This is a genomic window from Achromobacter sp. Root83, from assembly GCF_001428845.1.
Classification (GTDB): Bacteria; Pseudomonadota; Gammaproteobacteria; order Burkholderiales; family Burkholderiaceae_B; genus Achromobacter.
The window spans coordinates 1,127,673-1,151,911 of record NZ_LMIU01000001.1; the positions used below are offsets into that span (position 1 = coordinate 1,127,673).

General features: G+C 65.8%; 21 protein-coding genes, 1 tRNA gene and 1 pseudogene. 13 read left to right on the plus strand and 10 right to left on the minus strand.

All coding sequences use genetic code 11. From position 1 onward, the window contains the following. Positions 1-123 precede the first annotated feature (123 nt). On the plus strand, positions 124-1,038 hold the full coding sequence (locus ASE30_RS05075; RefSeq protein ID WP_057283124.1) for an acyltransferase: 915 nt from the start codon (positions 124-126) through the stop codon (positions 1,036-1,038). 105 nt (positions 1,039-1,143) lie between these two features. Here ASE30_RS05075 and fahA read toward each other — a convergent pair whose 3' ends face one another. Continuing rightward, positions 1,144-2,463: a fumarylacetoacetase gene (fahA, locus tag ASE30_RS05080; RefSeq protein ID WP_057283125.1), complete on the minus strand. Its 1,320-nt coding sequence runs from the start codon at positions 2,461-2,463 to the stop codon at positions 1,144-1,146. Positions 2,464-2,597: 134 nt separating this feature from the next. Beyond that, positions 2,598-3,896 carry a homogentisate 1,2-dioxygenase gene (hmgA, locus tag ASE30_RS05085; RefSeq protein WP_057283126.1) on the minus strand — a complete coding sequence of 433 codons (1,299 nt, stop codon included), beginning with the start codon at positions 3,894-3,896 and terminating at the stop codon, positions 2,598-2,600. 164 nt (positions 3,897-4,060) lie between these two features. Between hmgA and ASE30_RS05090 the strand changes: the two genes are divergently transcribed. Beyond that, entirely contained in the window at positions 4,061-4,969 is a 909-nt protein-coding gene (locus tag ASE30_RS05090; protein WP_057283127.1) for a LysR family transcriptional regulator, read from the plus strand. A gap of 48 nt (positions 4,970-5,017) precedes the next feature. On the opposite strand, the gene ASE30_RS05095 is transcribed toward ASE30_RS05090, so the two are convergent. The 4 genes from ASE30_RS05095 to mutM form a co-directional block, all read right to left on the minus strand. Then, positions 5,018-5,218 (minus strand): DUF2783 domain-containing protein, encoded by a 201-nt coding sequence (locus ASE30_RS05095; protein WP_057283128.1) that lies wholly within the window; start codon positions 5,216-5,218, stop codon positions 5,018-5,020. Between the two features lie 18 nt (positions 5,219-5,236). Then, entirely contained in the window at positions 5,237-6,916 is a 1,680-nt protein-coding gene (locus tag ASE30_RS05100) for an FAD-dependent oxidoreductase (protein ID WP_057283129.1), read from the minus strand. Between the two features lie 123 nt (positions 6,917-7,039). Beyond that, complete coding sequence (locus ASE30_RS05105) at positions 7,040-7,993, minus strand: MBL fold metallo-hydrolase (RefSeq protein ID WP_057283130.1); 954 nt, start codon at positions 7,991-7,993, stop codon at positions 7,040-7,042. 139 nt (positions 7,994-8,132) lie between these two features. Continuing rightward, positions 8,133-8,960: a bifunctional DNA-formamidopyrimidine glycosylase/DNA-(apurinic or apyrimidinic site) lyase gene (gene mutM, locus ASE30_RS05110; protein WP_057283131.1), complete on the minus strand. Its 828-nt coding sequence runs from the start codon at positions 8,958-8,960 to the stop codon at positions 8,133-8,135. Between mutM and ASE30_RS05115 the strand changes: the two are divergent. The 10 genes and pseudogenes from ASE30_RS05115 (at position 8,959) to ychF (ending at position 18,929) form a co-directional block, all read left to right on the plus strand. Beyond that, positions 8,959-10,843 (plus strand): annotated as a pseudogene (locus tag ASE30_RS05115) (tetratricopeptide repeat protein). The gene mutM and the pseudogene ASE30_RS05115 overlap by 2 nt on opposite strands. After that, positions 10,840-11,442 carry a lipoprotein insertase outer membrane protein LolB gene (lolB, locus tag ASE30_RS05120; protein WP_057283133.1) on the plus strand — a complete coding sequence of 201 codons (603 nt, stop codon included), beginning with the start codon at positions 10,840-10,842 and terminating at the stop codon, positions 11,440-11,442. Before ASE30_RS05115 ends, lolB begins: the two are co-directional and overlap by 4 nt. A 223-nt stretch (positions 11,443-11,665) precedes the next feature. Then, positions 11,666-13,264 carry a methyl-accepting chemotaxis protein gene (locus ASE30_RS05125; protein WP_057283134.1) on the plus strand — a complete coding sequence of 533 codons (1,599 nt, stop codon included), beginning with the start codon at positions 11,666-11,668 and terminating at the stop codon, positions 13,262-13,264. Between the two features lie 84 nt (positions 13,265-13,348). Further along, the gene (gene ispE / locus ASE30_RS05130) at positions 13,349-14,314 is read left to right on the plus strand and encodes a 4-(cytidine 5'-diphospho)-2-C-methyl-D-erythritol kinase (protein ID WP_057283281.1); all 966 of its coding nucleotides are present in this window, start codon (positions 13,349-13,351) and stop codon (positions 14,312-14,314) included. 1 nt (position 14,315) lies between these two features. Then, positions 14,316-14,392 (plus strand) — tRNA-Gln (locus tag ASE30_RS05135). A 156-nt stretch (positions 14,393-14,548) separates the two neighbouring features. Beyond that, positions 14,549-15,499 (plus strand): ribose-phosphate pyrophosphokinase, encoded by a 951-nt coding sequence (locus ASE30_RS05140; RefSeq protein WP_006227587.1) that lies wholly within the window; start codon positions 14,549-14,551, stop codon positions 15,497-15,499. A gap of 147 nt (positions 15,500-15,646) precedes the next feature. After that, complete coding sequence (locus tag ASE30_RS05145) at positions 15,647-16,255, plus strand: 50S ribosomal protein L25/general stress protein Ctc (RefSeq protein WP_057283135.1); 609 nt, start codon at positions 15,647-15,649, stop codon at positions 16,253-16,255. 110 nt (positions 16,256-16,365) lie between these two features. Next, positions 16,366-16,962 carry an aminoacyl-tRNA hydrolase gene (gene pth / locus ASE30_RS05150; RefSeq protein ID WP_057283136.1) on the plus strand — a complete coding sequence of 199 codons (597 nt, stop codon included), beginning with the start codon at positions 16,366-16,368 and terminating at the stop codon, positions 16,960-16,962. Continuing rightward, positions 16,962-17,741: a type II CAAX prenyl endopeptidase Rce1 family protein gene (locus ASE30_RS05155; protein ID WP_057283137.1), complete on the plus strand. Its 780-nt coding sequence runs from the start codon at positions 16,962-16,964 to the stop codon at positions 17,739-17,741. The genes pth and ASE30_RS05155 overlap by 1 nt, the downstream gene beginning before the upstream one ends. A 96-nt stretch (positions 17,742-17,837) precedes the next feature. Further along, positions 17,838-18,929: a redox-regulated ATPase YchF gene (gene ychF / locus ASE30_RS05160; RefSeq protein ID WP_057283138.1), complete on the plus strand. Its 1,092-nt coding sequence runs from the start codon at positions 17,838-17,840 to the stop codon at positions 18,927-18,929. A gap of 101 nt (positions 18,930-19,030) precedes the next feature. Here ychF and ASE30_RS05165 read toward each other — a convergent pair whose 3' ends face one another. Further along, positions 19,031-20,047 carry a tripartite tricarboxylate transporter substrate binding protein gene (locus ASE30_RS05165; RefSeq protein ID WP_057283282.1) on the minus strand — a complete coding sequence of 339 codons (1,017 nt, stop codon included), beginning with the start codon at positions 20,045-20,047 and terminating at the stop codon, positions 19,031-19,033. A gap of 52 nt (positions 20,048-20,099) precedes the next feature. Then, positions 20,100-21,269 carry a M20 family metallopeptidase gene (locus ASE30_RS05170; RefSeq protein ID WP_057283139.1) on the minus strand — a complete coding sequence of 390 codons (1,170 nt, stop codon included), beginning with the start codon at positions 21,267-21,269 and terminating at the stop codon, positions 20,100-20,102. 81 nt (positions 21,270-21,350) lie between these two features. Between ASE30_RS05170 and ASE30_RS05175 the strand changes: the two genes are divergently transcribed. Continuing rightward, positions 21,351-22,121: an IclR family transcriptional regulator gene (locus tag ASE30_RS05175; protein WP_057283140.1), complete on the plus strand. Its 771-nt coding sequence runs from the start codon at positions 21,351-21,353 to the stop codon at positions 22,119-22,121. A gap of 18 nt (positions 22,122-22,139) precedes the next feature. Here the strand turns inward: ASE30_RS05175 and ASE30_RS05180 are convergent, their stop codons facing one another. Together ASE30_RS05180 and ASE30_RS05185 are read right to left on the minus strand one after the other, a co-directional pair. Further along, positions 22,140-22,589, minus strand: coding sequence for a MarR family winged helix-turn-helix transcriptional regulator (locus ASE30_RS05180; RefSeq protein WP_057283141.1), 450 nt, complete (start codon positions 22,587-22,589; stop codon positions 22,140-22,142). Between the two features lie 3 nt (positions 22,590-22,592). Further along, a complete protein-coding gene (locus ASE30_RS05185) occupies positions 22,593-24,191 on the minus strand; it encodes an MDR family MFS transporter (RefSeq protein WP_057283142.1) in 1,599 nt (532 codons plus the stop codon). Positions 24,192-24,239: the final 48 nt, after the last annotated feature.

Consider the following 24,239-nt stretch of genomic DNA (forward strand, 5'->3'; position numbering starts at 1 on the left):
GATAGCAAACTGGAGGCCATGACTTTGCCGAACCCGTCCTCCGGAGCGCCCCGCGCCGCTCCCGCGGCTCTATCCAGCGCGCACGAGTCGGCCGCGCGTGCGCGCCGCCATTTTGCGCTCCCCGTGCCGCGCGGCCGTCTTGCGTGGATCACAGGCGTCGTCAGTTCGGTGCTGCTGGCCGCGAACACGCTGTTCTGGTGCCTGCTGCTGTTTCCGATTGCGCTGCTGAAGCTGGCGCTGCCTTTCGCCCCGGTCAGGCGGCGCATCGATCCCATCCTCAACGCCATCGCCACGGCGTGGGTATCCTGCAATACCGGGTGGTTCGCGCACATTCAGCCGGATCCCTGGGACGTCCAGGGCAATACGGGCCTGCGCTACGCGGACTGGTATCTGGTCAACTGCAATCACCAGACGTGGGTGGACATCTTCGTGCTGCAGCGTACGCTGAACCGGCGCATCCCCCTGCTGAAATTCTTCCTGAAGCAACAGCTTATCTATGTGCCGGTGATCGGGCTGGCCTGGTGGGCGCTGGACTTCCCGTTCATGAAGCGCCATGGCAAGGCGGCGCTGCGCAAGAACCCGGATCTTGGACGCCAGGACCAGGAGGCGGCGCGCCGCGCCTGCGCGAAGTTCTCGCTGGTGCCGACCAGCGTGATGGTGTTTGCCGAAGGCACCCGCTTCAACGAGTCGAAGCGGGCCGCTCAAGGCTCACCATACCGCCATCTTTTGAAGCCCAAGGCGGGCGGACTGGCGGTGTCGCTGAACGCGATGGGCGCGCGTTTCCGCTCGATGATCGACGCCACCATCGCCTACCCCGAAGGCGCGCCCAGCTTCTGGGACTTTGCCTGCGGGCGCGCGGGCCCGGTGGTGGTGCGCATGCGGCAGGTGCCGGTGCCGCCGGCCTTCTGCGAGGCCGACTACACCCGGGACAAGGCGTTTCGCACGACATTCCACCAATGGCTGGGCCAGCAGTGGCAAGCCAAGGACGACGAGATCGAGGCCTTGACCGCGCGCGGCGCGAATGCGCCCAAGAGCTAGCGCCTGCGCCGGCCAGGGCCTGTCCCGGCTAGCAAAGGCGCCAGCTAGGGCCTGTCCCGGCTGGAAGCCTGTGTCAGGCCGATGCGCCGCACAGGGGCCGGGCGATCAGACGCGGGCCGGCAGGACGAGGCCCGAGCTTTCCCCAAATCCGATGCGCGGATATCCCGCCTTCACGCATTCGGCGCGCATGATGACCTGATCGCCGTCCTGCAGAAAGGTGCGCTTTTCGCCCCAGGGCAGGTCGATCGGGGCCTTGCCGCCGTTGCTCAGTTCCAGCATCGAGCCGGCCTCCGAGGCCAGGGGACCGGACAACGTGCCGGTGCCCAGCATGTCGCCCGGCTGCAGGTTGCAGCCGTTGACCGTGTGATGCGTGATCAGTTGCGCGACGTTCCAGTAGGCGTCGCGGAAATTGCTGCGCGACAGCGACACAGGCGGCCGGCTGTCGGCACGGGACTGTTCGGTGGTGAGCAGGACTTCCATCTGCACGTCGAAGGCGCCCTTGGCGCGGTTGGCGTCGGACGCCAGGTAGGGCATCGGCTGGGGTTCGGCGGCGCCGCGGTTCCACTGCGTGCGGAAGGGTTCCAGCGCTTCCATGGTGACGACCCACGGCGAGATCGTGGACGCGAAGTTCTTGGCCAGGAAGGGGCCCAGCGGCTGGTATTCCCACGCCTGGATGTCGCGCGCCGACCAGTCGTTCAGGATGCACAGGCCGAACACGTGCGATTCCGCGTCGGCCAGGGCGATGCGGTCGCCTTGCGCGTTGCCCGTGCCCACGAAGATGCCCAGTTCCAGTTCATAGTCCAGGCGGGCGCACGGCCCGAATTGGGGCGCGTCGCCTTCGTTGGCCGGACGGGTCTGGCCGATGGGGCGCGGGAACTTCTGGTCCACGCCGATGCTGGAGGCGCGGCCGTGGTAGCCGATAGGCACCCACTTGTAGTTGGGCAGCAGGGGATTGTCGGGACGGAATTGCTTGCCCACGGCGGTGGCGTGATGCAGCGAGATATAGAAGTCGGTGTAGTCGCCGATGCGGGCGGGCGTGGTGTATTCGGCGCTGGCTTGCGCGATCAGCAGCGGCTCGACCTCGGCGCGCAGGGCGGCGCCTTCGCGCAGCGCGCGCGACAGCGCCAGGCGCAGGGCGCTCCAGTGCGGCTGGCCCAGGGCCATCAAGGCGTTCAGGCTGTCGGTGGCGCACGCGGCAAGGGCGTCGGCGGCCAGGCCTTCGAACGGCTGCCTGGCAGCCAGCGCGGCCAGGTCCAGGATCTGGTCTCCGATGGCCACGCCGGGGCGGAAGGATTCCTGCGAGCCCTTGCGGCGGAACGAGGCGTAGGGCAGGTTCTGCACCGGGAAATCCGACGCGTCCGAATTGGCGCTAGCGATCCAGCTCTTGAGGGACGGGTCGTGGGTTTCGTTGATCGTGGTGGTCATGGCTGCGTGTCTCTGTCAGTGTGGTTATGGGGTGGCTGGCCCGGCGGGCGTCTCGGCGCGCCGGATCAAGCAAAAGCCAAACGGCGATGAGCTTGCGCTCATCGCCGCGGGCGTGGAAAGCAGGCGCTTTCGCGTCACGCCTTGGTGGGATCGAAGTGCTTGGCGATGCCTTGCCAGCACCGGTAATAGTCGCCCTGCAATTCTACCGAGGCCAGCGCCTGCCCGGTCGGGCGGATGACGCGGCGGGTTTCGAACATGAACGCCATCGTGTCGCGGATGTAGTGCGCCGTGCTGGTGTCGGCGTGCGAGGCTTTTTCAAAGGTCTCGGCGTCGGGGCCGTGGCCGCTCATGCAGTTGTGCAGGCTGGCGCCGCCGGGCGCGAATCCGTCTGCCTTGGCGTCGTAGACGCCCTGGATCAGGCCCATGAATTCGCTGGCGATGTTGCGGTGGAACCAGGGCGGGCGGAACGTGTTTTCCATGGCCAGGATGCGCGGCGGGAAGATCGCGAAGTCCATGTTGGCCGTGCCCGGGGTATCCGACGGCGCGGTCAGCACCGTGAAGATCGAGGGATCGGGATGGTCGTAGCTGATCGAGCCGATGGTGTTGAAGTTGCGCAGGTCGTACTTGTATGGCGCATGCGTACCATGCCAGGCCACGACGTTCAGCGGCGAATGGCCGATCGACGCGCGCCAGAAGCCGCCGGTGAACTTGGCGATCAGTTCGAAATCGCCTTCCACGTCTTCATACCAGGCCACCGGCGTCTTGAAGTCGCGGGCGTTGGCCAGACAGTTCGAGCCGATAGGTCCCAGTTCGGGCAGGCGCATGGCCGCGCCGAAGTTCTCGAGCATGTAGCCACGCGCGGCGCCGTCCAGCAGTTCCACGCTGAAGCGCACGCCGCGGGGGATGACGGCGATTTCCAGCGGTTCCAGGTCGATCAGGCCCAGCTCGGTGGCCAGGCGCAGGCGGCCTTCCTGCGGAACCAGCAGCAGTTCGCCGTCGGCGTTGTAGAAATAGCGGCCCTGCATCGAACGGTTGGCCGCGTACAGGTGGATGCCCACGCCGCCCTGTTCATCGGGGCCGCCGTTGCCGCCCCAGGTCTTCACGCCTTCCAGGAAGTCGGTGGGGGCGGCGGGAATCGGCAGCGGGCTCCAGCGCAACTGGTTCGGCGTGACCGGACCCTGGCCGAAGGTGCTCAGCCAGCCGGCGGCCCCGTCGAAGGCCTCGAAGGGCTTGTGCTGGGCGCCGGGGCGGATGCGATAGAGCCAGGAACGGCGGTTTTCCGAGCGGGGCGCCGTGAAGGCGGTGCCGGACAACTGTTCGGCGTATAGGCCATACGGGCATTGCTGCGGCGAGTTTCGGCCTGACGGCAGGGCGCCGGGCAAGGCCTCGGTCGCGCATTCGTTGCCAAAGCCGGTCTGATATTGCAGTTCCATGGAATCCTCCTGGGCGGCTGCGCGGTGCATGGCCGCGCGGTCTGGTCTGATTGGCAGGCCGGGGGCGGGGCCCAGGCCGATACGCCATTGTCGGAAAAAAACCCCGCTACCGCTACGGGAATGCAAAAATAGAGACTATAAATTTTGTGAATAATGGGGGGTGTATGGCGGAGCTGCGCGATGTGGACCTGAACCTGTTGCTGCTGTTCCAGCACTTGCTGGAAGACCGCAATCTGTCGGCGGTGGCGCGGCGTATGGACTTGTCGCAACCGGCCGTGAGCAACGCGCTGCGCCGCTTGCGGGTGGCGTTCGGCGACGAGCTGTTCGTGCGCACCGCGCAGGGCATGCTGCCCACGCCCCGCGCCCAACGGCTGGCGGGGCCCGTCAGCGAGGCGCTGGCGGTGCTGTCGCAGGCCTTGCAGGACCAGGACGCCTTCGACGCCGCGACCAGCAACCGGCGCTTTCGCGTCGCCATGACGGACGTGGGCGAAATCCACTTCATGCCGCGCCTGATGGAAGTCTGCGTGCAGGTGGCTCCGCTGGTGCGCATCGACTCCGTGCGCGTGCAGGGGCCGGATCTCCCACGCGAAATGGAGGCAGGCCGCGTGGATCTGGCGATCGGCGCCTTCGATGAAATGGGGGCGGGGACGTTGCAGCGCATGCTGTTCCGGCAGGGCTACGCCACGCTGTTCCGCCAGGCGCATCCCACCGCGCATGCGGGCATGGGCATCAAGGCGTTCCGCGCCGAACGCCATCTGATCGTGTCGCGCGCGGCGCCGTATGGACAGGTCAATCAGTCGATGGAGCGGGCGGGCGTCGACCTGGCCGAGCACTTCAGCGTGCCGCATTTTTCGGCGGTGCCCTACATCGTGAGCGCGACCGACCTGCTGGCCACGGTGCCCGAAAAACTGGCCGCCAGCGCCGCGCCGCCATTCGGCCTGCGCTTCATGACGCCGCCGGTGAAAGTGCCCGCGCTGCAGACCAACATGTACTGGCAGCGCCGGGTCGACCGCGATGGCGGCAATCAGTGGCTGCGCGCCCTGATCGTGAACGCCTTCGCGGTCGGGTCCTAGGGGCCGGCCCAGCGCCTGTGGCGCGCACAGGCTCCCCTGGGCTGGGCATCAGGCGGCGGGCGCCACCGATGCGCGCGCCTGCCCCAGCGCTTCCTTCAGCAGCGCCACGTCGCCAAGATGGTTGGCCAGCAGCAGGATCAGGGCCGCGTTCAACTCCTGGCTCTGCTCGTTGCTCAAGCCCTGGTGAGCATCGATCAGCGCTTCGTAGAAGTCGTCCGGCGAGCTCAGATTGGTTTCGGTAATCAGCATGATGGTTGACCTCGAAGTTCAGGCGCGGCCGATGGCGCGGCCGACGGCGGCGGCGACGGTATCGGTGTTGACGGCGCGCCAGCGCGCGGCGATGTGCTGGTCGGGTCGGATCAGGTAGGCGGTGCCGGGCTGCGCGTCGTAGCGCTTGGCGAGGCACCCATCGCTATCCGTCACCACGGTCAGCTCCTTGGGCAGCGCCGACACGTCGCACCGCGGGCTGGCCACCAGCACGGTCTTGACCGGCACGGGCGCCATGAGCAGGGCCTGCACGGCCTGCAGCGTGTCGTGTCCGGGCGGCGTATCGCCGCAGAACACCGCCAGCACGAAGTCCCCGTCCAGTTGCGCCAGCCACCAGCCCGGTTCGCCATTGGCGGCCACGGGCGCGTCCAGCGCCACGGCGCCAGGCGCCATGCGGCCCGAGAAGGCATCAGTGTCGGGCGTGTTCAGCGGCGAGCCCGAGTAGGTGGCGGGCAGCGAAAGGCGGCCGCTGTTGACCAGCGAGCGCGCGAAGGGATGGGTCTTGGCCAGATTCAGCACGGCATTGCGGAAGCTGCGGCTGATGTCGCTCTTGGGCGTGATGAAGTCGGTGGCCCGCGATGAGTTCAGGATGTTCTCGTCGGCGGCGTACTCGCGCTCGGCGCTGTAGCTGTCGATCAGCGCATCCGGCGCCAGGCCCGCCAGCACCAGTTTCAACTTCCAGGCCAGATTCTCGGCGTCCTGCACGCCGCTGTTGGCGCCGCGCGCCCCAAAGGGCGACACGCGGTGCGCGGAGTCGCCCGCGAACACGATGCGGCCGTGGCGGAACTTGTCCATGCGTTCGCATGCAAAGGTATAGACGCTGACCCATTCCAGATCGAACTGCGCGTCCGGACCCAGCAGCGCGCGGATGCGCGGCAGCACGTTCTCGGGCTTGACGGCTTCGACGGGGTCGGCATTCCAGCCCAGCTGGAAATCGATGCGCCAGACGTTGTCGGGCTGCCGGTGCAGCAGCACCGATTGATTCGGGTGAAAGGGCGGGTCGAACCAGAACCAGCGTTCGGCCGGAAAGTCGGCCTTCATCTTGACGTCCGCGATCAGGAAGCGGTCGCGGAAGATGCGGCCATGGCTTTCCTGGCCGATCAGTTTGCGCACGGGCGAGCGCGCGCCGTCGCAGGCGACCAGCCAATCGGCATGAAGCTGATAGGGGCCTTCCGGCGTTTCCACGGTCAGGGTCACGCCGGCGTCGGTCTGGACGACACCGGCGACCTTGTTCTTCCAGCGCAGTTCGATGTTGGGTTGCAGGCGCGCCTGTTCATACAGGTAGCCTTCGGCGTAGTACTGCTGCAGATTGATGAAGGCGGGGCGGCGGTGGCCCGGCTCGGGCAGCAGGTCGAAGCGCCAGACCTCCTGTTCGCGGAAGAACACCTTGCCCACGTTCCACGACACGCCCTTGTCGATCATGCGCTGCCCCACGCCCAGGCGGTCCCAGATTTCCAGCGTGCGCTTGGAAAAGCAGATGGCCCGCGATCCGGTGGACAGGCGGTAGTCGTCATCCAGCACCACCACGCGCACGCCCTGGCGGGCAAGGTCCAGCGCGGTGGTCAGTCCGACCGGGCCCGCGCCCACCACCACGACCTGGTGCCGGGCAAGCTCGCTGGCGGTCTGGTCCGCGTGCTTTTCATAGGCGAACTCCATCGCCTGAAAGTCGATGTCTCCCACGGTTGTCTCCTGTGTGGGTCATTTTTTATTTATGCGGACACGCGTCGCCTTCGCGGGCGCGCGTGTCCGGTTCTTGCGGGTTCTAGCAGGTTCCGGCGTAGGGCCTCGTAGTGGCCCGGACGGTCAGCCTTCCAACTGCGCCCACATTTCCAGGTCGCGCTTGTCGGTCCAGATGCGCGGATCGGTGTAGCCGGACGCTTCGTCATAAGCGCGCGACACATCGAACGGCATGCAGTGGTCGAAGATCACCCAGTCGCTGTAGCGCGGCTTCATGAAGTCGTAGACCTCGCGGTAGATGGTCTTCAGGTCCTTGCCTTCGGCCACGCCGCGGTTCACGGCGCCGTACAGATCGGTAAGGAAGGCGCGCGTGCCCGCCAGGCCCTGGCGGACCTCGGTGGCGTTCTTCAGCGCGGGGCCGCGGCCGGGCACCATCTTTTCTGCTTCAAAGCCCGACAGCGCGTCCAGCGTGGTGGGCCAATCGCGGAAGTAGGCGTCGCCGCAGTAGGGGGTGGACTGGTATTCGACCAGGTCGCCGGCGAACAGGATCTTCTGGTCGGGCAGCCAGGCGATGGTGTCGCCCTTGGTGTGGCCGCGGCCCACCTGCAGCAGCTTGACTTCCAGGTTGCCCAGGTTGACGGTCATTTCGCCCTTGAACGTCATGGTCGGCCAGACCAGGCCCGGCGGAATCGATTCGGCGTTGCGGAACAGGCGCGGAAAGCGGCCGATCTCGCTGGCCTTGTCCTGTTCGCCGCGTTCGGCGATCAGGTCGTAGGTGTCGCGGCTGGCCAGGATTTCCTGGGCGTTGTAGGCGGAGGCGCCGAACACGCGCACGGCGTGGTAATGCGACAGCAGGATGTACTTGATGGGCTTGTCGGTGACTTCGCGGATGCGGCGGATCACGTCCTGGGCCATGACCGGGGTGGCCTGGGTGTCGACCACCATGACGGCTTCGTCGCCGATGATCACGCCCGTGTTGGGGTCGCCTTCTGCGGTGTAGGCGTAGGCGTTGTCGGACAGCTTTTCGAACGAGACGACCTTGTCGTCCATGTCCGCGTGCGAGGCGAATTGCTTGCTCATGAGGGCTCCTTCCACTTTTATAGGAATAGGGTGTGTGGAAGGAATATAGCCCTGCGTTAGTGTTTGTGCAATACGTTTGCTATAAACGAATGGCCGGGCTCCTGCAGGGGTTTCCCGGGGGTTCTGGGGGCGGAACGGCTCAGTTCCGCTGGCATTTCGGGCAGAAGTAGGTGGCCCGCTGCCCCTGGACGAAGCGCCGGATCGGGGTGGCGCAGACCCGGCACGGCAGGCCTTCGCGTTCGTATACGGCCGCATGGATCTCGAAGTAGGCGCCGGGCTCGCCGGTTGCGCCCACGTAATCCCGCAGGGTGCTGCCGCCCGAGGTCAGGGCGTCGGCCAGCGTGGCCCGCACCATGTCGGCCAGCCGGTCGCAGCGGGCCCGTGACAGCTTGTTGGCCGGGGTCTTGGGATTGATGCGCGCCCGGAACAGGCATTCCGATGCGTAGATATTGCCCACGCCCACGACCGCCATGCCCGCCAGCAGCACCTGCTTGACCGCCGCGCCGTGGTTCTTGAAGTGCCGGTGCAGCCAGGCGCCGTCGAACCGGGGGTCGAAGGGTTCAATGCCCAGCTTGGCCAGCAAGGGGTGCGTGTCGATGGGACCATCGGCCTCGGGGTGCCACAGCACCGCGCCGAAGCGCCGGGGATCGTGCAGGCGCAGCACCGCCTCGTCGAAGATCCATTCGACGTGGTCATGCTTGCGCAGGAACTCGCCCGGCGCGACGCTGCGCAGGGATCCCGACATGCCCAGGTGCACGATCTGGGTGCCGTGCTCGAAGCGCAAGAGCAGGTACTTGCCCCGGCGCGCGCACTCCAGCACGGCCCGGCCGCCGATCAGGGAAGGCAGGTCCGAAGGAATGGGCCATCGCATGCGGGCTTCATGGACGACCAGCCGCGTGAGCGTCCGGCCGGTGATGACGGCGTCGATTCCTCGGCGCGTGGTTTCGACTTCAGGCAGTTCCGGCATGAGCCAGTGTAAGATCATCAATTGCGTACGAAGATTGTGCCATCAACCGGACGGGCCGCGTGAAGTCGTCTTTTAAACAAATGAATATCGGGATCGCCGCGTTGGGGCTTGCGCTGGCAGCAATAATGGCCCCGCCGGCCCACGCCGCCGACAGCCGGACGCGCGACGCCACCGGGCCTCGCATGGCTCCCCAGAGCCGACAGCCAGAAACCGAGGTCATCCGCCTGCGTCCGGGGCAGTTGCCCTACGTTTCGTTGACCGCCGACATCTTTTACCGCGTGCTGGCTTCCGAAATCGCCGCCCAGCGCGGCATGTACGGCACGGCCGCCACCACCATGGTCGGTTTGGCCCGGGACACCGGCGACCCCCGCCTGGCCCGCCGCGGCCTGGAATTCCAGCTTGCCGGCGGCAATCTGCCGGGCGCGCTGGACGCCGCCCGGGTCTGGGCGCGCCTGTCCCCCAACGACCCCGAGGCCACTTCCACCGAGCTGGCGCTGGCCGCGGCCAATGGGCAGACCAAGGGGCTGGCCCAGGCGCTGCGCAAACGCATTGATACCTCGCGCGACAAGCCGGCCGCCATCGGCCAGGCGCTCGCCGTCCTGAGCCGCCTGAACGACCGCCGCCTGGCGCTGCGCATACTCGACGAATCCCTGAGCGACAGCGTGCGCAAGCTGCCGGCCGCGCATCTGGCATTGGCCGACGTCGCTTCCGCCTCGGGCGACTACCAGCGCGCCGCGCAGGAATCGCGCGCCGCCCTGGCCGCCGATCCCAAGTCTGAACCCGCCGCCCAGCGCGTGCTGGAATATGGTTCCCGGGTGGATCCCCAGCAGGCGCAGGCTGAAGCCCGCGCCTTTATCGGCCGCAATCCCGGCGCCCGCAAGGTGCGTCTGATGCTGGCCGGCCAACTGGCGGACAGCGGCGACTACAACGGCGCGCTGGCGGAACTGCAGGCCATGTCGCGCCGCTCGCCCGAAGATTTCGACCTGCTCTTCATGCAGGCCCAACTGGCCTACAAGGCCGGGCAGCTGCCGCAAGCGAAGACCCTGCTCCAGCAGTACCTGGATGTACAGAATCAGCGCCAGCGCGCGACGGTGCCGGGCGCTACAGACGCCGGCGCCGCCGCCGCCGATGCGCACGTGCTGCTGGCGCGCATCGCCGAGGATCAAGGCCACTACGACGAGGCTATCGCCGAACTTGGCCGCATCGACGACGCCACGCTGCGCTATTCGGTCCGCATGCGCCAAGCCGCCCTGCGCGCCAAAAGCGGGCGCGTGGACGATGCCCTGGCCATGATCGACGCCGCCGGCCCCCAGGACGAAGAAGAGCGCACCCTGGGCGTGCTGACCAAAGCGCAGATCCTGCGCGACGCCGACCGCGTGGGCCAGGCGGTCTCCGTGCTGGAAGCCGCCGACCAGGCGCTGCCGGACACCGTCGAGATCAAGTACGAGCTGGCCATGCTGTACGAGCGCCAGAACCGGCTGGCCGACCTGGAGCGCATGCTGCGTCAGGTCATCGCGCTGGATCCGGACCACGCGCATGCGTACAACGCGCTGGGCTATACCCTGGCCGACCACAACCAGCGCCTGCCCGAAGCGCTGGATCTGATCACGCAGGCGCTGGAGCTGTCGCCGAACGACCCTTTCATCCTGGATAGCATGGGGTGGGTCAAGTTCCGCATGGGCGACTCCGCCGCCGCCGCCGACTATCTGCGCCGCGCCTACAGCGTGCGGCCCGAGGCCGACATCGCCGCGCATCTGGCCGAGGTGCTCTGGAGCCAGGGCAAGCGCGACCAGGCCGCCGAGCTGTTGCGCGCCGCGCTACAGAAGGATCCCCGCAACAAGACTGTCCAGGACGTCGTCAAGCGCCTTGGAGTCAACCTGTGACGGCAGCGGTCCATCGTTTGCGCGAGGCCGGGGCGCTGGTGCGCTGGGCCTTGCTGGCGCTGCTGGCCTTCCTGCTGGCCGCCTGCACCACGACGCCCAAGCCCATCGAGGGCGCCAGCGCGGATGCGTTTTCGCGTATCGGCCGTTTCGCCATCACGGTCAACGAAGAAAGCGGCAAGCAGAATGCCGTGCAGGGCGGTTTCTCGTGGTCCGACGATGGCAGGCGCTACATCCTGGACCTGACCAACCCGCTGGGTTCGACCGAAGCGCGGGTGGAAGGCCGGCCGGGCGCCGCCAGCCTCACCAAGGCCGACGGCACGCGGCTGGTCGCCGACAATCCCGACGCGCTGGCCGAGGACGCGCTGGGCAGCAGCATGCCGGTCTCTGGCCTGCGCGACTGGCTGCGCGGCAGGCTGCCCGCCGATCCCGAAGCCACGGAAGTGACCCGCGACGAACTTGGCCGTCCCGCCGCCTTCGAGCAAGGCGGCTGGCGGGCGCGCCTGTCGCGCTATGACACGCTGGGGCCCCAGTTGCTGGTCCTGGAGCGCCAGGAACCCGGCCGCCGCATCGTGGTGAGGCTGGTCGTCAACCAGCCTTGAGTTCGGCCGCGCCGGCTTCGGGCCCCTGGTGGACATCGGGTTAACCCTAGCATATTGGCCGGGTTTCAATCGTGCAAACAGAGCGGTCAAAACCGCCTATGTTACGGTTTGAAATATATTGTCCTGACTGAATAATTCTCCCTGCATGCGGGCGCCGGTCGCGCCGCGCGGGCGGCACCGCCATCGGCGACGTTGGCAGCCGCCGCTTTTTCGGAGAATGGCTATGTTCAGGAACACCCGCATCGCGACGGTGCTATTGGGAATCATCGCGATATTTTTCACCTTCCAGTTGCTCGTGGGCGGCATGGGCTTTGTCGCTTTGCGGCAGACCAACCAGGACGTCGTGCAGCTATATCGGCTTTCCTCGCAGCAGGTCAACGCGGTGAACTCGGCCTCCCTGTCGCTGGTGGCGGCCCGCACCGACCTGAGCCGCTACGCCACCCGTGTCGCGCAGGGCAATACCAGCGATCAGACGTCGCTGCAGCAGGCGCGCCAGCGCATCGTTTCGGCCGATCGCGCTTTCCAGCGCTTTTCCGGCGGACTGTCCGCCCAGGAAAAGACCGACTCGGCCAGCCTGATCGACGCCTACACCAAACTCAGCGCCAATCTGCAAAATGTGGGCAGAGTGCTCGAGGCCGGCGACATGGAGGCCTACTTCAAGCAGGGTACGCAGCAGGTGCAGGAGAAGCTGGTGAGCGAGCGCGATGCCTTCGTGCTGCGCGCCGAAGAAACGGGGCAGGGGGTGATGGACGAGATTTCCATGTTCCACACCCTGTTTACGTCCTTGCTGGCGGGAATCCTGGCGCTGGGCCTGCTGATGGCCGTGGGCGCGCATGTGATGATCCGCCGCATGATCGTGCGTCCGCTGCTGGAGGCCGGCGAGGTCTTCCGCCGTATCGCGGAGGGTGACCTGACGCGCCGCGTGGCGGACCGGGGCAGGAACGAGATCGGCGCGCTGCTGGCCGCGCTCAAGGGCATGCAGGACAGCCTGGTGCGCACCGTGTCGGCCGTGCGCCGGGGCGTGGACGAGATCAACGTCGGCGCCCGCGAGATTTCCTCGGGCAACACCGATCTTTCCAGCCGCACGGAAGAGCAGGCCGCATCGCTCCAGGAAACCGCCGCCAGCATGGAAGAGCTGGCGACCACGGTGAAGCAGAACGCAGACACCGCGCGCGAAGCCAACCGCATGGTGGCCGCGTCGGCGGCGGTCGCGCAACGGGGCGGCGAAGCCGTTTCCAGCGTGGTCGACACGATGCGCGCCATCTCGGGCAGCTCGTCGCGCATCGCCGATATCGTCGGCGTGATCGACGGCATTGCGTTCCAGACCAACATTTTGGCGCTCAACGCGGCGGTCGAAGCAGCGCGCGCGGGCGAGCAGGGCAAGGGCTTCGCGGTCGTGGCCAGCGAAGTGCGCACGCTGGCGCAGCGCAGCGCCGCCGCCGCCAAGGAGATCAAGCAGCTCATCGAGGATTCCGCGCAGAAGGTTGGCGTCGGTTCCGATCAGGTCGAAAACGCAGGCGCCACGATGCGCGAGATCGTCGAGTCCGTGCAGCGCGTGACCAGCCTGATGGGTGAGATCTCGGCCGCCTCCGAAGAGCAGGCCACCGGCATCGATCAGGTCAACCGCGCGGTGTCGCAGATGGACAGCGTGACCCAGCAGAACGCCGCCCTGGTGGAAGAGGCCGCGGCCGCGGCCGGCGCGCTGGAAGATCAGGCGCTTCAGCTTGCCGGCGCGGTGTCGGTGTTCAAGCTGCCCGAGGGCCGCGTGATCGACGCGCCGGCGGCAAGGCTTGCGCCGGGCGCGGCGCCCCAACTCGCCTGAACCTGATGGCGCGCCGTGCATCGCGGCGCGCCCGCCCGGGCGGTCTGGCTAGAATGTGGGATTCCCTCGCAACGGTTGTTTTTCGTGACCCTTTACGACGTTCCCGCTCCCGCCAAGGTGAACCTCTTCCTGCACGTGGTGGGCCGCCGCGCCGACGGCTATCACCTGTTGCAGACGGCGTTCCGTTTCATCGACCTTTGCGACACGCTGCATTTCGATGCGCGCACGGATGGGGTCATCAGCCGAGCGGCTGAACTGCCGGGCGTGCCCGAGGCGCAGGATCTGACACTGCGCGCCGCCCATGCCCTGCAACGGGCCACCGGCACGCGCCAGGGCGTGCAGATCGGCCTTGAGAAGCGCATCCCGCAGGGCGGTGGGCTGGGTGGCGGGTCCAGCGATGCCGCGACCGTGCTGATCGCGCTGAACAAGCTGTGGGGCACCGGCCTGTCGCGCCGCGAACTCATGGCGCTGGCCTTGCCGCTGGGCGCCGACGTGCCGGTTTTCGTGTTCGGCCAATCCGCGTTCGCGGAAGGAATCGGCGAAGAACTGACGGCCCTGACCTTGCCCGAACGCGCCTATCTCGTGGCGCAGCCGGATGCAAGCGTGCCGACTGTCGGCATATTCTCCGCCCCCGATTTGACAAGGGATTCTTCTTACATCACAATAGCGGACTTTCTTGCTTCGCAAACATTTTTGCCCAGCGGTTCACCCCGCAGCAATGCTCAAGGAAACGCGCACGGCAACGTGCTCTTTGGCAGAAATGATCTGGAGCCGGTGGTCTACCGTCTTTACCCTGAAGTGCTTGGGGCATCGCGGTGGCTTGCAGGACAAGACGCCCTTTTGGGAAATACTGTCCGCATGTCGGGATCTGGCGCGTGTTTATACGCCGAGTTTTCCGAACTGTCCGAAGCCGTTTTGGCAGAAGCAGAAATTACCGCTATAATGCGCGGCGCTGATAAAACATTCAGCCAAACGCATCCACGGTTTCGGTTAGTGCAGGCATGTACTGGATTGACTGAACATCCGTTGCGGAATTGGATTGCAAGATAGTTGGGGAGTCGCCAAGCTGGTTAAGGCACCGGATTTTGATTCCGGCATGCGAAGGTTCGAATCCTTCCTCCCCAGCCAACCGAATACATAAAAAAGCTGTTGAACACGCCTGTAAGACACTGGCCCGGGTTCAGCAGCTTTTTTATTTTCCGGGCTCTGGCGAAAGTTGTGCATTGCTGGCAGTACCTCGCATCACCTCGTTAGTGTCTTAAAACGACCATCGCATCATCCATCATGGCAAACGATAGCTTCATGATCTTCACGGGCACCGCCAACACTCGGCTGGCCGTGGACGTAGTCAACCACCTCGATATGTCCCTGGGCAAGATGACCGTCGGTCGCTTCTCGGACGGCGAAGTGATGGTCGAAATCAACGAGAACGTGCGTGGCAAGGACGTCTTCGTCCTGCAGCCCACCTGTGCTCCCACCAACGACAACCTGATGGAAATCATGGTGATGGTCGATGCCCTGCGCCGCGCTTCGGCTGGCCGCATCACCGCCGCGATTCCCTACTTCGGCTATGCCCGCCAGGACCGCCGCCCGCGTTCGGCGCGCGTGGCCATCTCGGCCAAGGTCGTGGCCAACATGCTGCAAGTGGCTGGCGTAGACCGCGTCCTGACCATGGACCTGCACGCCGACCAGATCCAGGGCTTCTTCGACATCCCCGTGGATAACATCTACGCCGGTCCGATCCTGCTGGGCGACATCTGGCGCCGCAACTTCTCGAACCTGGTCGTCGTGTCCCCGGACATCGGCGGCGTGGTGCGCGCCCGCGCGCTGGCCAAGCAGCTCGAAGCCGACCTGGCCATCATCGACAAGCGCCGTCCGCGCGCCAACGTGTCGGAAGTGATGAACATCATCGGCGAAGTCGACGGCCGTACCTGCATCATCATGGACGACATGGTCGACACCGCCGGCACGCTGTGCAAGGCGGCCCAGGCCCTGAAGGACCGCGGCGCCGGCGCCGTTTACGCCTATTGCACGCACCCCGTGCTGTCGGGCGGCGCCATCGACCGCATCGAAGCGTCGGAACTCGACGAACTCGTCGTGACCGACACCATCCCGCTCTCCGAGCAAGGCCAGGCCAGCGGCAAGATCCGCCAGCTCTCCTGCGCCGCGCTGCTGGGCGAGACCATTCTGCGTATTTCCAACGCGGAATCGGTCAGCTCGCTGTTCGTCGATTGACGCTGGTGCGTTGATCGGGCCGACAGCCCGGACATCCAGTTTTTGCACCTTGCTGGTCGCGGCAAGGCGCAATCAACACGGCGGGCATTTTGCGCGCCGTGCATAAACCGGTGAAGTCTCTTCACCTTATTGTTTTCGGAGTTATCCATGAAATTCATCGCCACTGCGCGTAGCGTCCAGGGATCGAGTGCGAGCCGCCGCCTGCGCCGCGCGGGCCGCGTTCCCGCCATTGTCTATGGTGGTACGGCTGCCCCCCTGAACATCGAACTCGACCACAACGAGATCTACCACGCCCTGCGCAAGGAAGAATTCCACGCGTCGATCCTGCAAATGCAGCTCGAAGGCGCCAAGGAAGAACAAGTTCTGCTGCGTTCGGTTCAATGGCACGCCTACAAGCAACAAGTCCTGCACGTTGACTTCCAGCGCGTCGATGCCAACCAGGCCCTGCGTACCAAGGTGCCGCTGCACTTTGTGAACGCCGAGATCTCGCCGGCTGTGAAGCTGAGCGGCGCCATCATCAGCCACGTGACGACCGAACTGGAAATCACCTGCCTGCCGTCGGCTCTGCCCCCGTTCATCGAAGTCAACCTGGCCGACATCCTGGCTGGCGCTTCGATCCACCTGGCCGACATCAAGCTGCCCATGGGCGTGACCTACGTGCCCCACGGCGCGGAAGACAACCCCCTGCTGGCCGCTGCCGTGGTCAAGGGCGGCGCTGCCGCTGCCGACGAAGCCGAAGCCGCTCCGGCCGCCTAAGTCCTGCCGGAAAGCCTTGCGGCTTTCCTGCGGCTTATGGCCGGGCTTGTGCCCGAAACCCTGCGTGTGCATTTGCATGCGCAGGGTTTTTTGGTTTAAACACCCCCATCATGTCTATTCCCATACGCCTCATCGTGGGACTGGGTAATCCCGGTCCCGACTACGAAACCACCCGGCATAACGCCGGCTTCTGGCTGGCCGACCACCTGGCGGACGACTTGCGCACGTCTTTTGCGCTGGAGAAGTCCTTCTTCGGCATGGTCGCCAAGTCGCGCCTGGGCGCCGACAACGTGCTGCTGCTCAAACCCATCACCTACATGAACAAGTCCGGCCAGGCGGTCGGGGCGCTGGCGCGCTTCTACAAGCTGGCGCCGGAGCAGGTGCTGGTGCTGCACGATGAACTGGACTTGATGCCGGGCCAGGTGAAGCTCAAGCAGGGCGGCGGACACGCGGGCCATAACGGCCTGAAAGACATCCAGGCCGTGCTGGGCAGCCCAAATTTCTGGCGCCTGCGCATCGGCATCGGCCATCCGCGCACGCTCGGCCTGGCGCAGCAGGTGGCCGACTTCGTGCTGCATCCGCCCCGCCGCGATGAACAGAAGGCGATCGAAGCCGTCATCGACCGCTGCCGCGCGGTCGTGCCGGCCATGCTGGCGGGCGATTTTCCCTTGGCCACGCGCCAATTGCATAGCGGCAACGAATCCTGATGGACGCCGGCCAGCCGTCCCCCTCCCGCAGGACATTGCGGTTTCGCAGCGAGATCGCGGACTTCTGGCGCTTCATCCGCCATCCGCATCCCGTCTCGCGCCAGCCGGGACGAACCCAGGCCAGCGGGCTGGTGGCGGATTGGTGGCCGGGCGTCGGCCCGGGTCGCATCCTGGCCTGGGCCGCCGTGCTGTGGGCCGTGAATCTGTTTGCGCTGGGCCCCGTGGCCGTCGCCGCCGCGGGCCTGGGCGGCGTCACCCATCGGCTGGACCCCCACAACATACCCTGGCTAACCGCCGTCCTGTGGGCGCCGCTGGTCGAGGAAATGCTGTTCCGGTACGGATTGCGCCGGCCCCTGCAAGTCCTGTGGCTGATCCCGGCGCTGGTCCCCGTGGTGCTTTGGGGTCCCAAGGTGTGGACGGGCCTGCTGCTGGCCGCCTTCATCATCCTGGCATGCTGGGGCACCCGCCAACGCGCGGAGCCGCTGAAAGGCTGGGACACAACCTGGAGGCGGTACTACCTGAAGCACTTCGGCCTGGTGTTCCATCTGGTCGCGCTGACGTTCGCCGCGGTCCACCTGACCAACTTCGTCTTCAACAAGACGCCGTACTGGCTGCTGCCGCTGCTGGTGCTGCCGCAGTGGCTGACCGGCCTGGTGCTCGGCTGGATGCGCGTGCGGCGCGGCATCGGCGCGGCCATCCTGCTGCATTCCATCTTCAATGCCGGTCCCATCCTGCTGATCTGGGCCGTCATGCGCTGGGTGCCCGCCGCGGCGAATTAGCGGGGCCGCATGCCCGCCTCCCGCCCAGGTTCCCATTCGCCCGGGCGGGGTAAACTAGAACGTTAACGATCAATACCGTACTTACACAGGATTCCCATGGCTCTGCAATGCGGCATCGTCGGCCTGCCCAACGTTGGCAAATCGACACTCTTCAATGCTCTGACCCGCGCCGGCATCGCCGCCGAGAACTACCCGTTCTGCACCATCGAACCCAACGTCGGTGTGGTCGAGGTGCCGGATCCGCGTCTGCAGAAGCTGGCTGAAATCGTCAAGCCCGAACGCATCCTGTCGGCCACCGTCGAATTCGTCGACATCGCGGGCCTGGTCGCCGGCGCGAGCAAGGGCGAAGGCCTGGGCAACCAGTTCCTGTCGCACATCCGCGAAACCGACGCCATCGTCAACGTGGTGCGCTGCTTCGAAGACCCCAACGTGATCCACGTGGCCGGCAAGGTCGACCCCATCGCCGACATCGAAGTCATCGAGACCGAACTTGCCCTGGCTGACCTGCAGACCGCCGAAAAGGCCCTGCAACGCCACCAGAAGACCGCGCGTTCGGGCGACAAGGAAGCGCAGCGCATCGTGGCCGTGCTGGAAAAGTGCATCGCCCAGTTGAACGAAGCCAAGCCCATCCGCGCGCTGGACCTGACCACCGAGGAAAAGGCCGACATCGCCCAGCTCTGCTTCATCACCGCCAAGCGCGCGATGTACGTGGGCAACGTCGCCGACGACGGCTTCACCAACAACCCGCTGCTCGACCGCCTGACCGAATTCGCCGCGTCCCGCAACGCACCGGTCGTGGCCATCTGCGCCGCCATCGAATCCGAAATCGTTGACCTGGACGACGCCGACCGCCAGGCCTTCCTGTCCGACATGGGCATGGAAGAACCGGGCCTGAACCGCCTGATCCGCGCCGCCTTCAAGCTGCTGGGCCTGCAAACGTACTTCACCGCGGGCGTGAAGGAAGTGCGCGCCTGGACGGTCGCGATCGGCGCCACCGCGCCGCAGGCCGCAGGCGTCATCCACACCGACTTCGAACGCGGCTTCATCCGCGCGCAGACGATCGCCTATGAAGACTTCATTGCCTACAAGGGCGAGCAGGGCGCGAAGGAAGCGGGCAAGATGCGCGCGGAAGGGAAGGAATACATCGTGCAGGATGGGGACGTGATGAACTTTTTGTTCAACGTCTGATCGTCATCCGGTCCCGCATTCGCCGGGACCGGAATCTGTTTGAAGCGAGGCCCCGGAAAGAAATCCTCTCTCCGGGGCCTCGGCGTTTGGCGCCCGCGTTTTCAACCCGCCTGAACGTACCCCGTCACCCGGATCATCTCCTTGTACTTCGCCACCTCGCGCGCATAGGCGGCGGCCGCATCCTCCAGGCTCATGCGGGGCGAAACGTTGCGTCCATCCGCTTCCAGTTTGGCGATGACGGTCTTGTCTTCCAGGGCGTGGCCGATTGCCTTGTTCAGGGCTTCCTTGACGGCTACGGGCGTGCCTTTCTTCACGTAGTAGCCGGCGTAGCTGGCGTATTCGAAATCGGCCAGCGCGGGCGTGTCGGCGATGCTGGGCACGTGCGCCAGCACGGCGGGCTTGTTCTTCGACAGCACGGCGATCGCCTTGAATCGTCCGCCCTTGATCATTTCCAGCATCGACGCCTGGAAGGGCATGATGCTGAAATCGATCTGGCCGCCGGCCAGATCCTGGATGACGGGTGCGGTGCCGCTGTAGGGCACGTGCGTGAACGGCACCTTCACGACCTTGCCCAGGTGTTCCGTGATCAGGTGGTAGAGGGATCCGACTCCCACCGTTCCGTAGGTCAGGGACTCGGATGCATCGCGCTGGCCGGCCAGTTTCAGGAAGTCTTCGACCGAGTTGACGGGCAGCTCGGCGCGCACCAGCAGCACCAGATGCGTGATGGTGATGGGCTGGAGGCTCTCGAAGGCGTCGGGCTGGTAGCGGACGGCGCGGTTGGTCAGCGGCGGCAGAATCAGTTCGTTCTGCGTGCCCTGGAAGAATATGCCGCCGTCGGCTTTGGCATTGAGCACCTTGGAGGCCGCGATCGTGCCGGTGGCGCCGCCCAGGTTTTCAACCACGACCCGCGCGCCGAGGCTGTCGCCGATGGGGCCGCTCAGGATGCGCGCGCTGACGTCGCTGGGGCCGCCGGCGGGGTAGGGAACCATCATGCTGACCGGGCCAGCGGGATAGGCCTGCGCCTGGGCGGATTTCATCCACAAGGCGGCGGGCGCGAACGCCAGCGCGGCGCTGGCTTTGAGTAGGGAACGGCGGGTCTGCAAAGCGTGTGACGTCATGAAAATCACCTGGTGAGAATGCAGGGTGGTCGGGCGGCGGTCTGGGCGCCGGCTACCACTGGGTGTGGGAAAGCCGCAGTATCGTGTTCAGCACCGCCTGTCCCCGGGGGACGATGGTGCCGACCTCGCAATATTCATCCAGGGTGTGGAATTTGCCGCCGACGGGGCCGGTGCCGCACAGCGTGATGGCGCCCAGGCTGGACGTCACGCCCGAGTCCGCGCAGCCGCCGCTGAATTCCGCCTCGGCCTTGTGGCCGATCGCGCCCAGTTCGGCCTGGTATAGCTCGAACAGTTTGCGCGATTGGGCGGTGGGCACGAAGGGTTTGAATTCGCCGGTGATGTCCAGCTTGGACAAGGTGCCCTTGATGAAGGATTTGTTGCAGATGCAGCGGATGCTTCCGACCAGGGATTCGCGCTGCTCCAGGTTGAAGATGCGCAGGTCGATCGCCGCGCTGGCCGATGGGGCGGAGGTGTTGACGGACAGTCCGCCGTTGACCAGGCCGACGTTGACGGTGACGCCCGCGTCGATGTCGGTCAGGGCGTCCAGCGCGACGACCTTGTGCGCCAGTTCGGAGATCGCGCTGATGCCTTCGGCGAAATTCGCGCCGGAGTGCGCGGCCTTGCCTTCGATTTCCATGTTGAAGAACACGCCACCCTTGCGGCCGGTCACGACGTTGCCCGACGGGCGTCCGGGTTCGGCGTTGAAGACGAAACCGGCCTGTTTGCCGAACGTGGTGATCGCGTCCTTGCTGAGCGGGGAGCCGATCTCTTCGTCGCAGGTGAACAGGCCGGTGACTTCGGGTACGTCCTTGCCACTGCGGGCGATCGCGGCCAGCAGGAAGGCGTTCATGACGATGCCCGATTTCATGTCGGCGACGCCCGGGCCGTAAGCGCGGCCGGCCTCGATGCGGAACGGCCGCCGGGCGGCTTCGCCCGCCGGGAAGACGGTGTCACAATGCCCCATCAGCAATACCGGCTTGCCCACGGTGCTGCCGCGATTCGCCGTGACGGAGATGGCGGCTTCGATGTCGCCCGCGTAGTGCGACGTGACGGTCAGCCCATGCAAGGAGAAGAACGCTTCCAGGCGCCGGAACACGCGCGCCACGCCCGGCTTGTCATAGCTGTTGGAGTCGATATTGACGATATCGGCCAGCAGGGCAAGCATGGCCGGTTGCTGGCTTTCAAGCCATTGCGCCGCGGTGAGTCCGTTGTCCAGTGTCATTCCTTATTCCTTAGGTATTATTATTTAATACTTAGTATTATTATGCGCTACCAGGGCGCAGCTCGACCATTAGGTAAAACGATGACGACGAATGCACTGTACGTAGGGTCCGTGGGCAAGGCGTTCCAGGTGCTGGACTGTTTCAAGAGCGCGGCGGGCGACCTGAGCCTGACGGAAATCATGGAGCGCAGCGGGCTGGACAAGAGCGCCGCGCAGCGCTATGCCTACACGCTGTGTGCCGAGGGATATCTGGAGCAGAACGCGGGGACGCGGCGGTACCGCCTGGGCACCGGCATGCTGAACCTGACCTTCCATTTCCTGCGCACGCACGCGCTGGTGGAAGCGCTGAACCCCATCATGCTGGACCTGTCGCAAGCCACGGGCGAGAAGATCAGCCTGTCGTTGCGGGATGGCGATGAGCTTGTCCATGTCATGCGGCACCAGACCCAGACCGAGCACTACCATGCGTCGCTGGTTGGCCGGCGGGTGCCTTTGTATTGCACGGCCGGCGGGCGCGCGGTGTTGTCGCGGCTGAGCGAGGCCGAGTTGTCCGCGCAGTTGGCGGGGATGGAACTGTCAGCCCACACGCCCAAGACCTTGACGACTGCCAGGGCGGTCAAGGCAGAGGTCAAGAAGGCGCGCGAACAGGGTTACGCGCTGGTCGTGGACGAGTTCATCGTGGGCGAGGTCAGCCTGGGCGCGGCGGTGACGAATGCGCAGGGCGAGGCCTATGGGGCGCTGCATGTGGCGGGCGCCTCCCACGCGTGGACGGGCGACGCCTACGCGGCGAAGTTCGCGCCTTTGCTGTTGCAGGCCATCGCCCAGTTCCAGCGCCGCAATCCGGAAGATTGAGGCCAGGCGGAAGCTGGGTCAGGCGGCTTTTTGCCTGTCGCCGGCCGCATGCAGGAAATTCTCTTCCAGCACGCTCAGCACGCGGTTCAGCGTGTCGATATCGGCGGCCGACAGGCCCTTGAGCGACTCTTCGAAGAAAGCCGCGCGTTTTGGCAAGGCCTGATTCACGACGGCCTGTCCGGCCGGCGTCAGGCTGGCGTTCGTCAGCCGGTTGTCCTGCGCGTCCACGGCGCGCGCGATCCATCCCAGCTTCTCCATGGCCTGCAATTGGCGCGTCAGCGATGCGGGATCCAGCCGGCAGCGTTCGGCCAGGTGCTTTTGCGAACACGGGCCGTTTTCATGCAGCGCAAGCAGGATGCGCCATCGCGGCAGCGCGTGACCGACCTTGCTGCTGAACGCGCTTTGCATCACGCGGTAGGTCTGGCCCATGTGCTGGATGACTTGAAGGCCGTGTTGTTGTTTGGGCAAAGGCTACTCTCCGACGCCGGCGGGCTCCGGCTTGGACGGCCGGGCCAATTGCACCAGGGGCACGCGCCGCACGCACCAGATCGCGAAGATGGCCACGGCCAGGGCGATGAGCTGCCCTTCATGGATGGCGCCCACCAGCGCGACCCGCGCGATCTCGATCAGCGACGTTCCATCCTGGCCTCGATGCGCCAATTGTGCCAGGAACTCGGTCTGCGCCGCGGGATTGACCAGCATCTGGGGATCGTTCAGTTCCGGCAGCCATTGCGCGGACGCGCCCCGCAGGGTGGATTCGACGCCGTTGAAGTAGCTATGGCTGACCATGGTGCCGACGACCGCCGTGCCCAGCATGCCGCCGATCATGCGCAGGGACTGCAGCAGCGCGGTGGCGATGCCCAGGTGGCTGCGCCCCGCGGTCTGCTGCGCGAAGACGGTCAGGTTGGGCATGATGAATCCCATGCCCAGGCCGGCCATCAGCATGTAGATGGCGATGAGCGCATGTGACGTATAGCTATGGGTCGTAACAATCCCCAGGCAGGAAAACGCCATCAGGATGAAGCCGGCGTACAGCATGCGGTTGGGATTGCGGATGCGGGTGATGATGCGTCCGTTGACGATGCTGCCGACGGTGATGAAGACGACCATGGGGGTGATCAGCAGGCCGGCATCCTGGGGCGACAGGCCAAAACCGCCTTGCAGCAGCAGCGGCGCGTAGAACAGCAGTGAATACATCGTCACGCCCACCAGCAGGGCCAGCGTGAAAAGGGTGGCCAGCCCGCGGTTGCGGAACATGTCCAGGGGCAGGAGCGGATGCGGGCAGCGCTTCTCCCACCAGATCAGCACGGCGAAGGACGCGACGCTGCCCGCGCCCAGCAGCACGAGGGGAAGGCTGAAACCTTCCTTGGGCAGCAATTCCACCAGCAGTTGCAGGCTGCCCAGCGCCAGGGCGATCAGCAGGGCGCCCTGCCAGTCGAGCCGCACCTTGCCGGAGGTGTGGTTGCGAAGATGCGGCAAGTAGCGCGCCACGAACCAGAGGCCCAGGATGCCGATCGGCAGGTTGACGTAGAAGACCGAGCGCCAGCCGTAGTGCTCGGTCAGCGCGCCGCCCAGGGTCGGGCCGACGGCGTTGGCGATGCCAAAGGCGGAACTGAGCATGACCTGCCACCGCAGCCGCACATGGGGATCGGGGAACAGGTCGGGGATGGACGCGAAGGCGGTGCCCACCAGCATGCCGCCGCCGATGCCCTGCAGCGCCCGCGCCAGCACCAGCGAGAGCATGGTGTCGGCGGCGCCGCACAGGGCCGACGCCAGCGTGAACAGCACGATGGCCGCGACCACGAACGGCTTGCGGCCGTAATAATCGCCGAGCCGGCCGAAGATCGGCACCGTGATGACGGAGGTCAGCAGGTAAGACGTCGCTACCCATGCATACAGTTCGAAGCCCCGCAGTTCCGCCACAATGGTCGGAAGCGCCGTGCCCACCACCGTCTGGTCGATGGCGACCATCATCATGACGAAGCACATGCCCAGCATGGCCAGCAGGGTCTGCCGGAAAGGAAGGACCTGGCCGGGCGAGTGCGGAGTTGGCGGGACGGGGGGTGACATTGTTGGATGCATCAATGATTGATAGATCAATCATTCTAGCCCTACAAT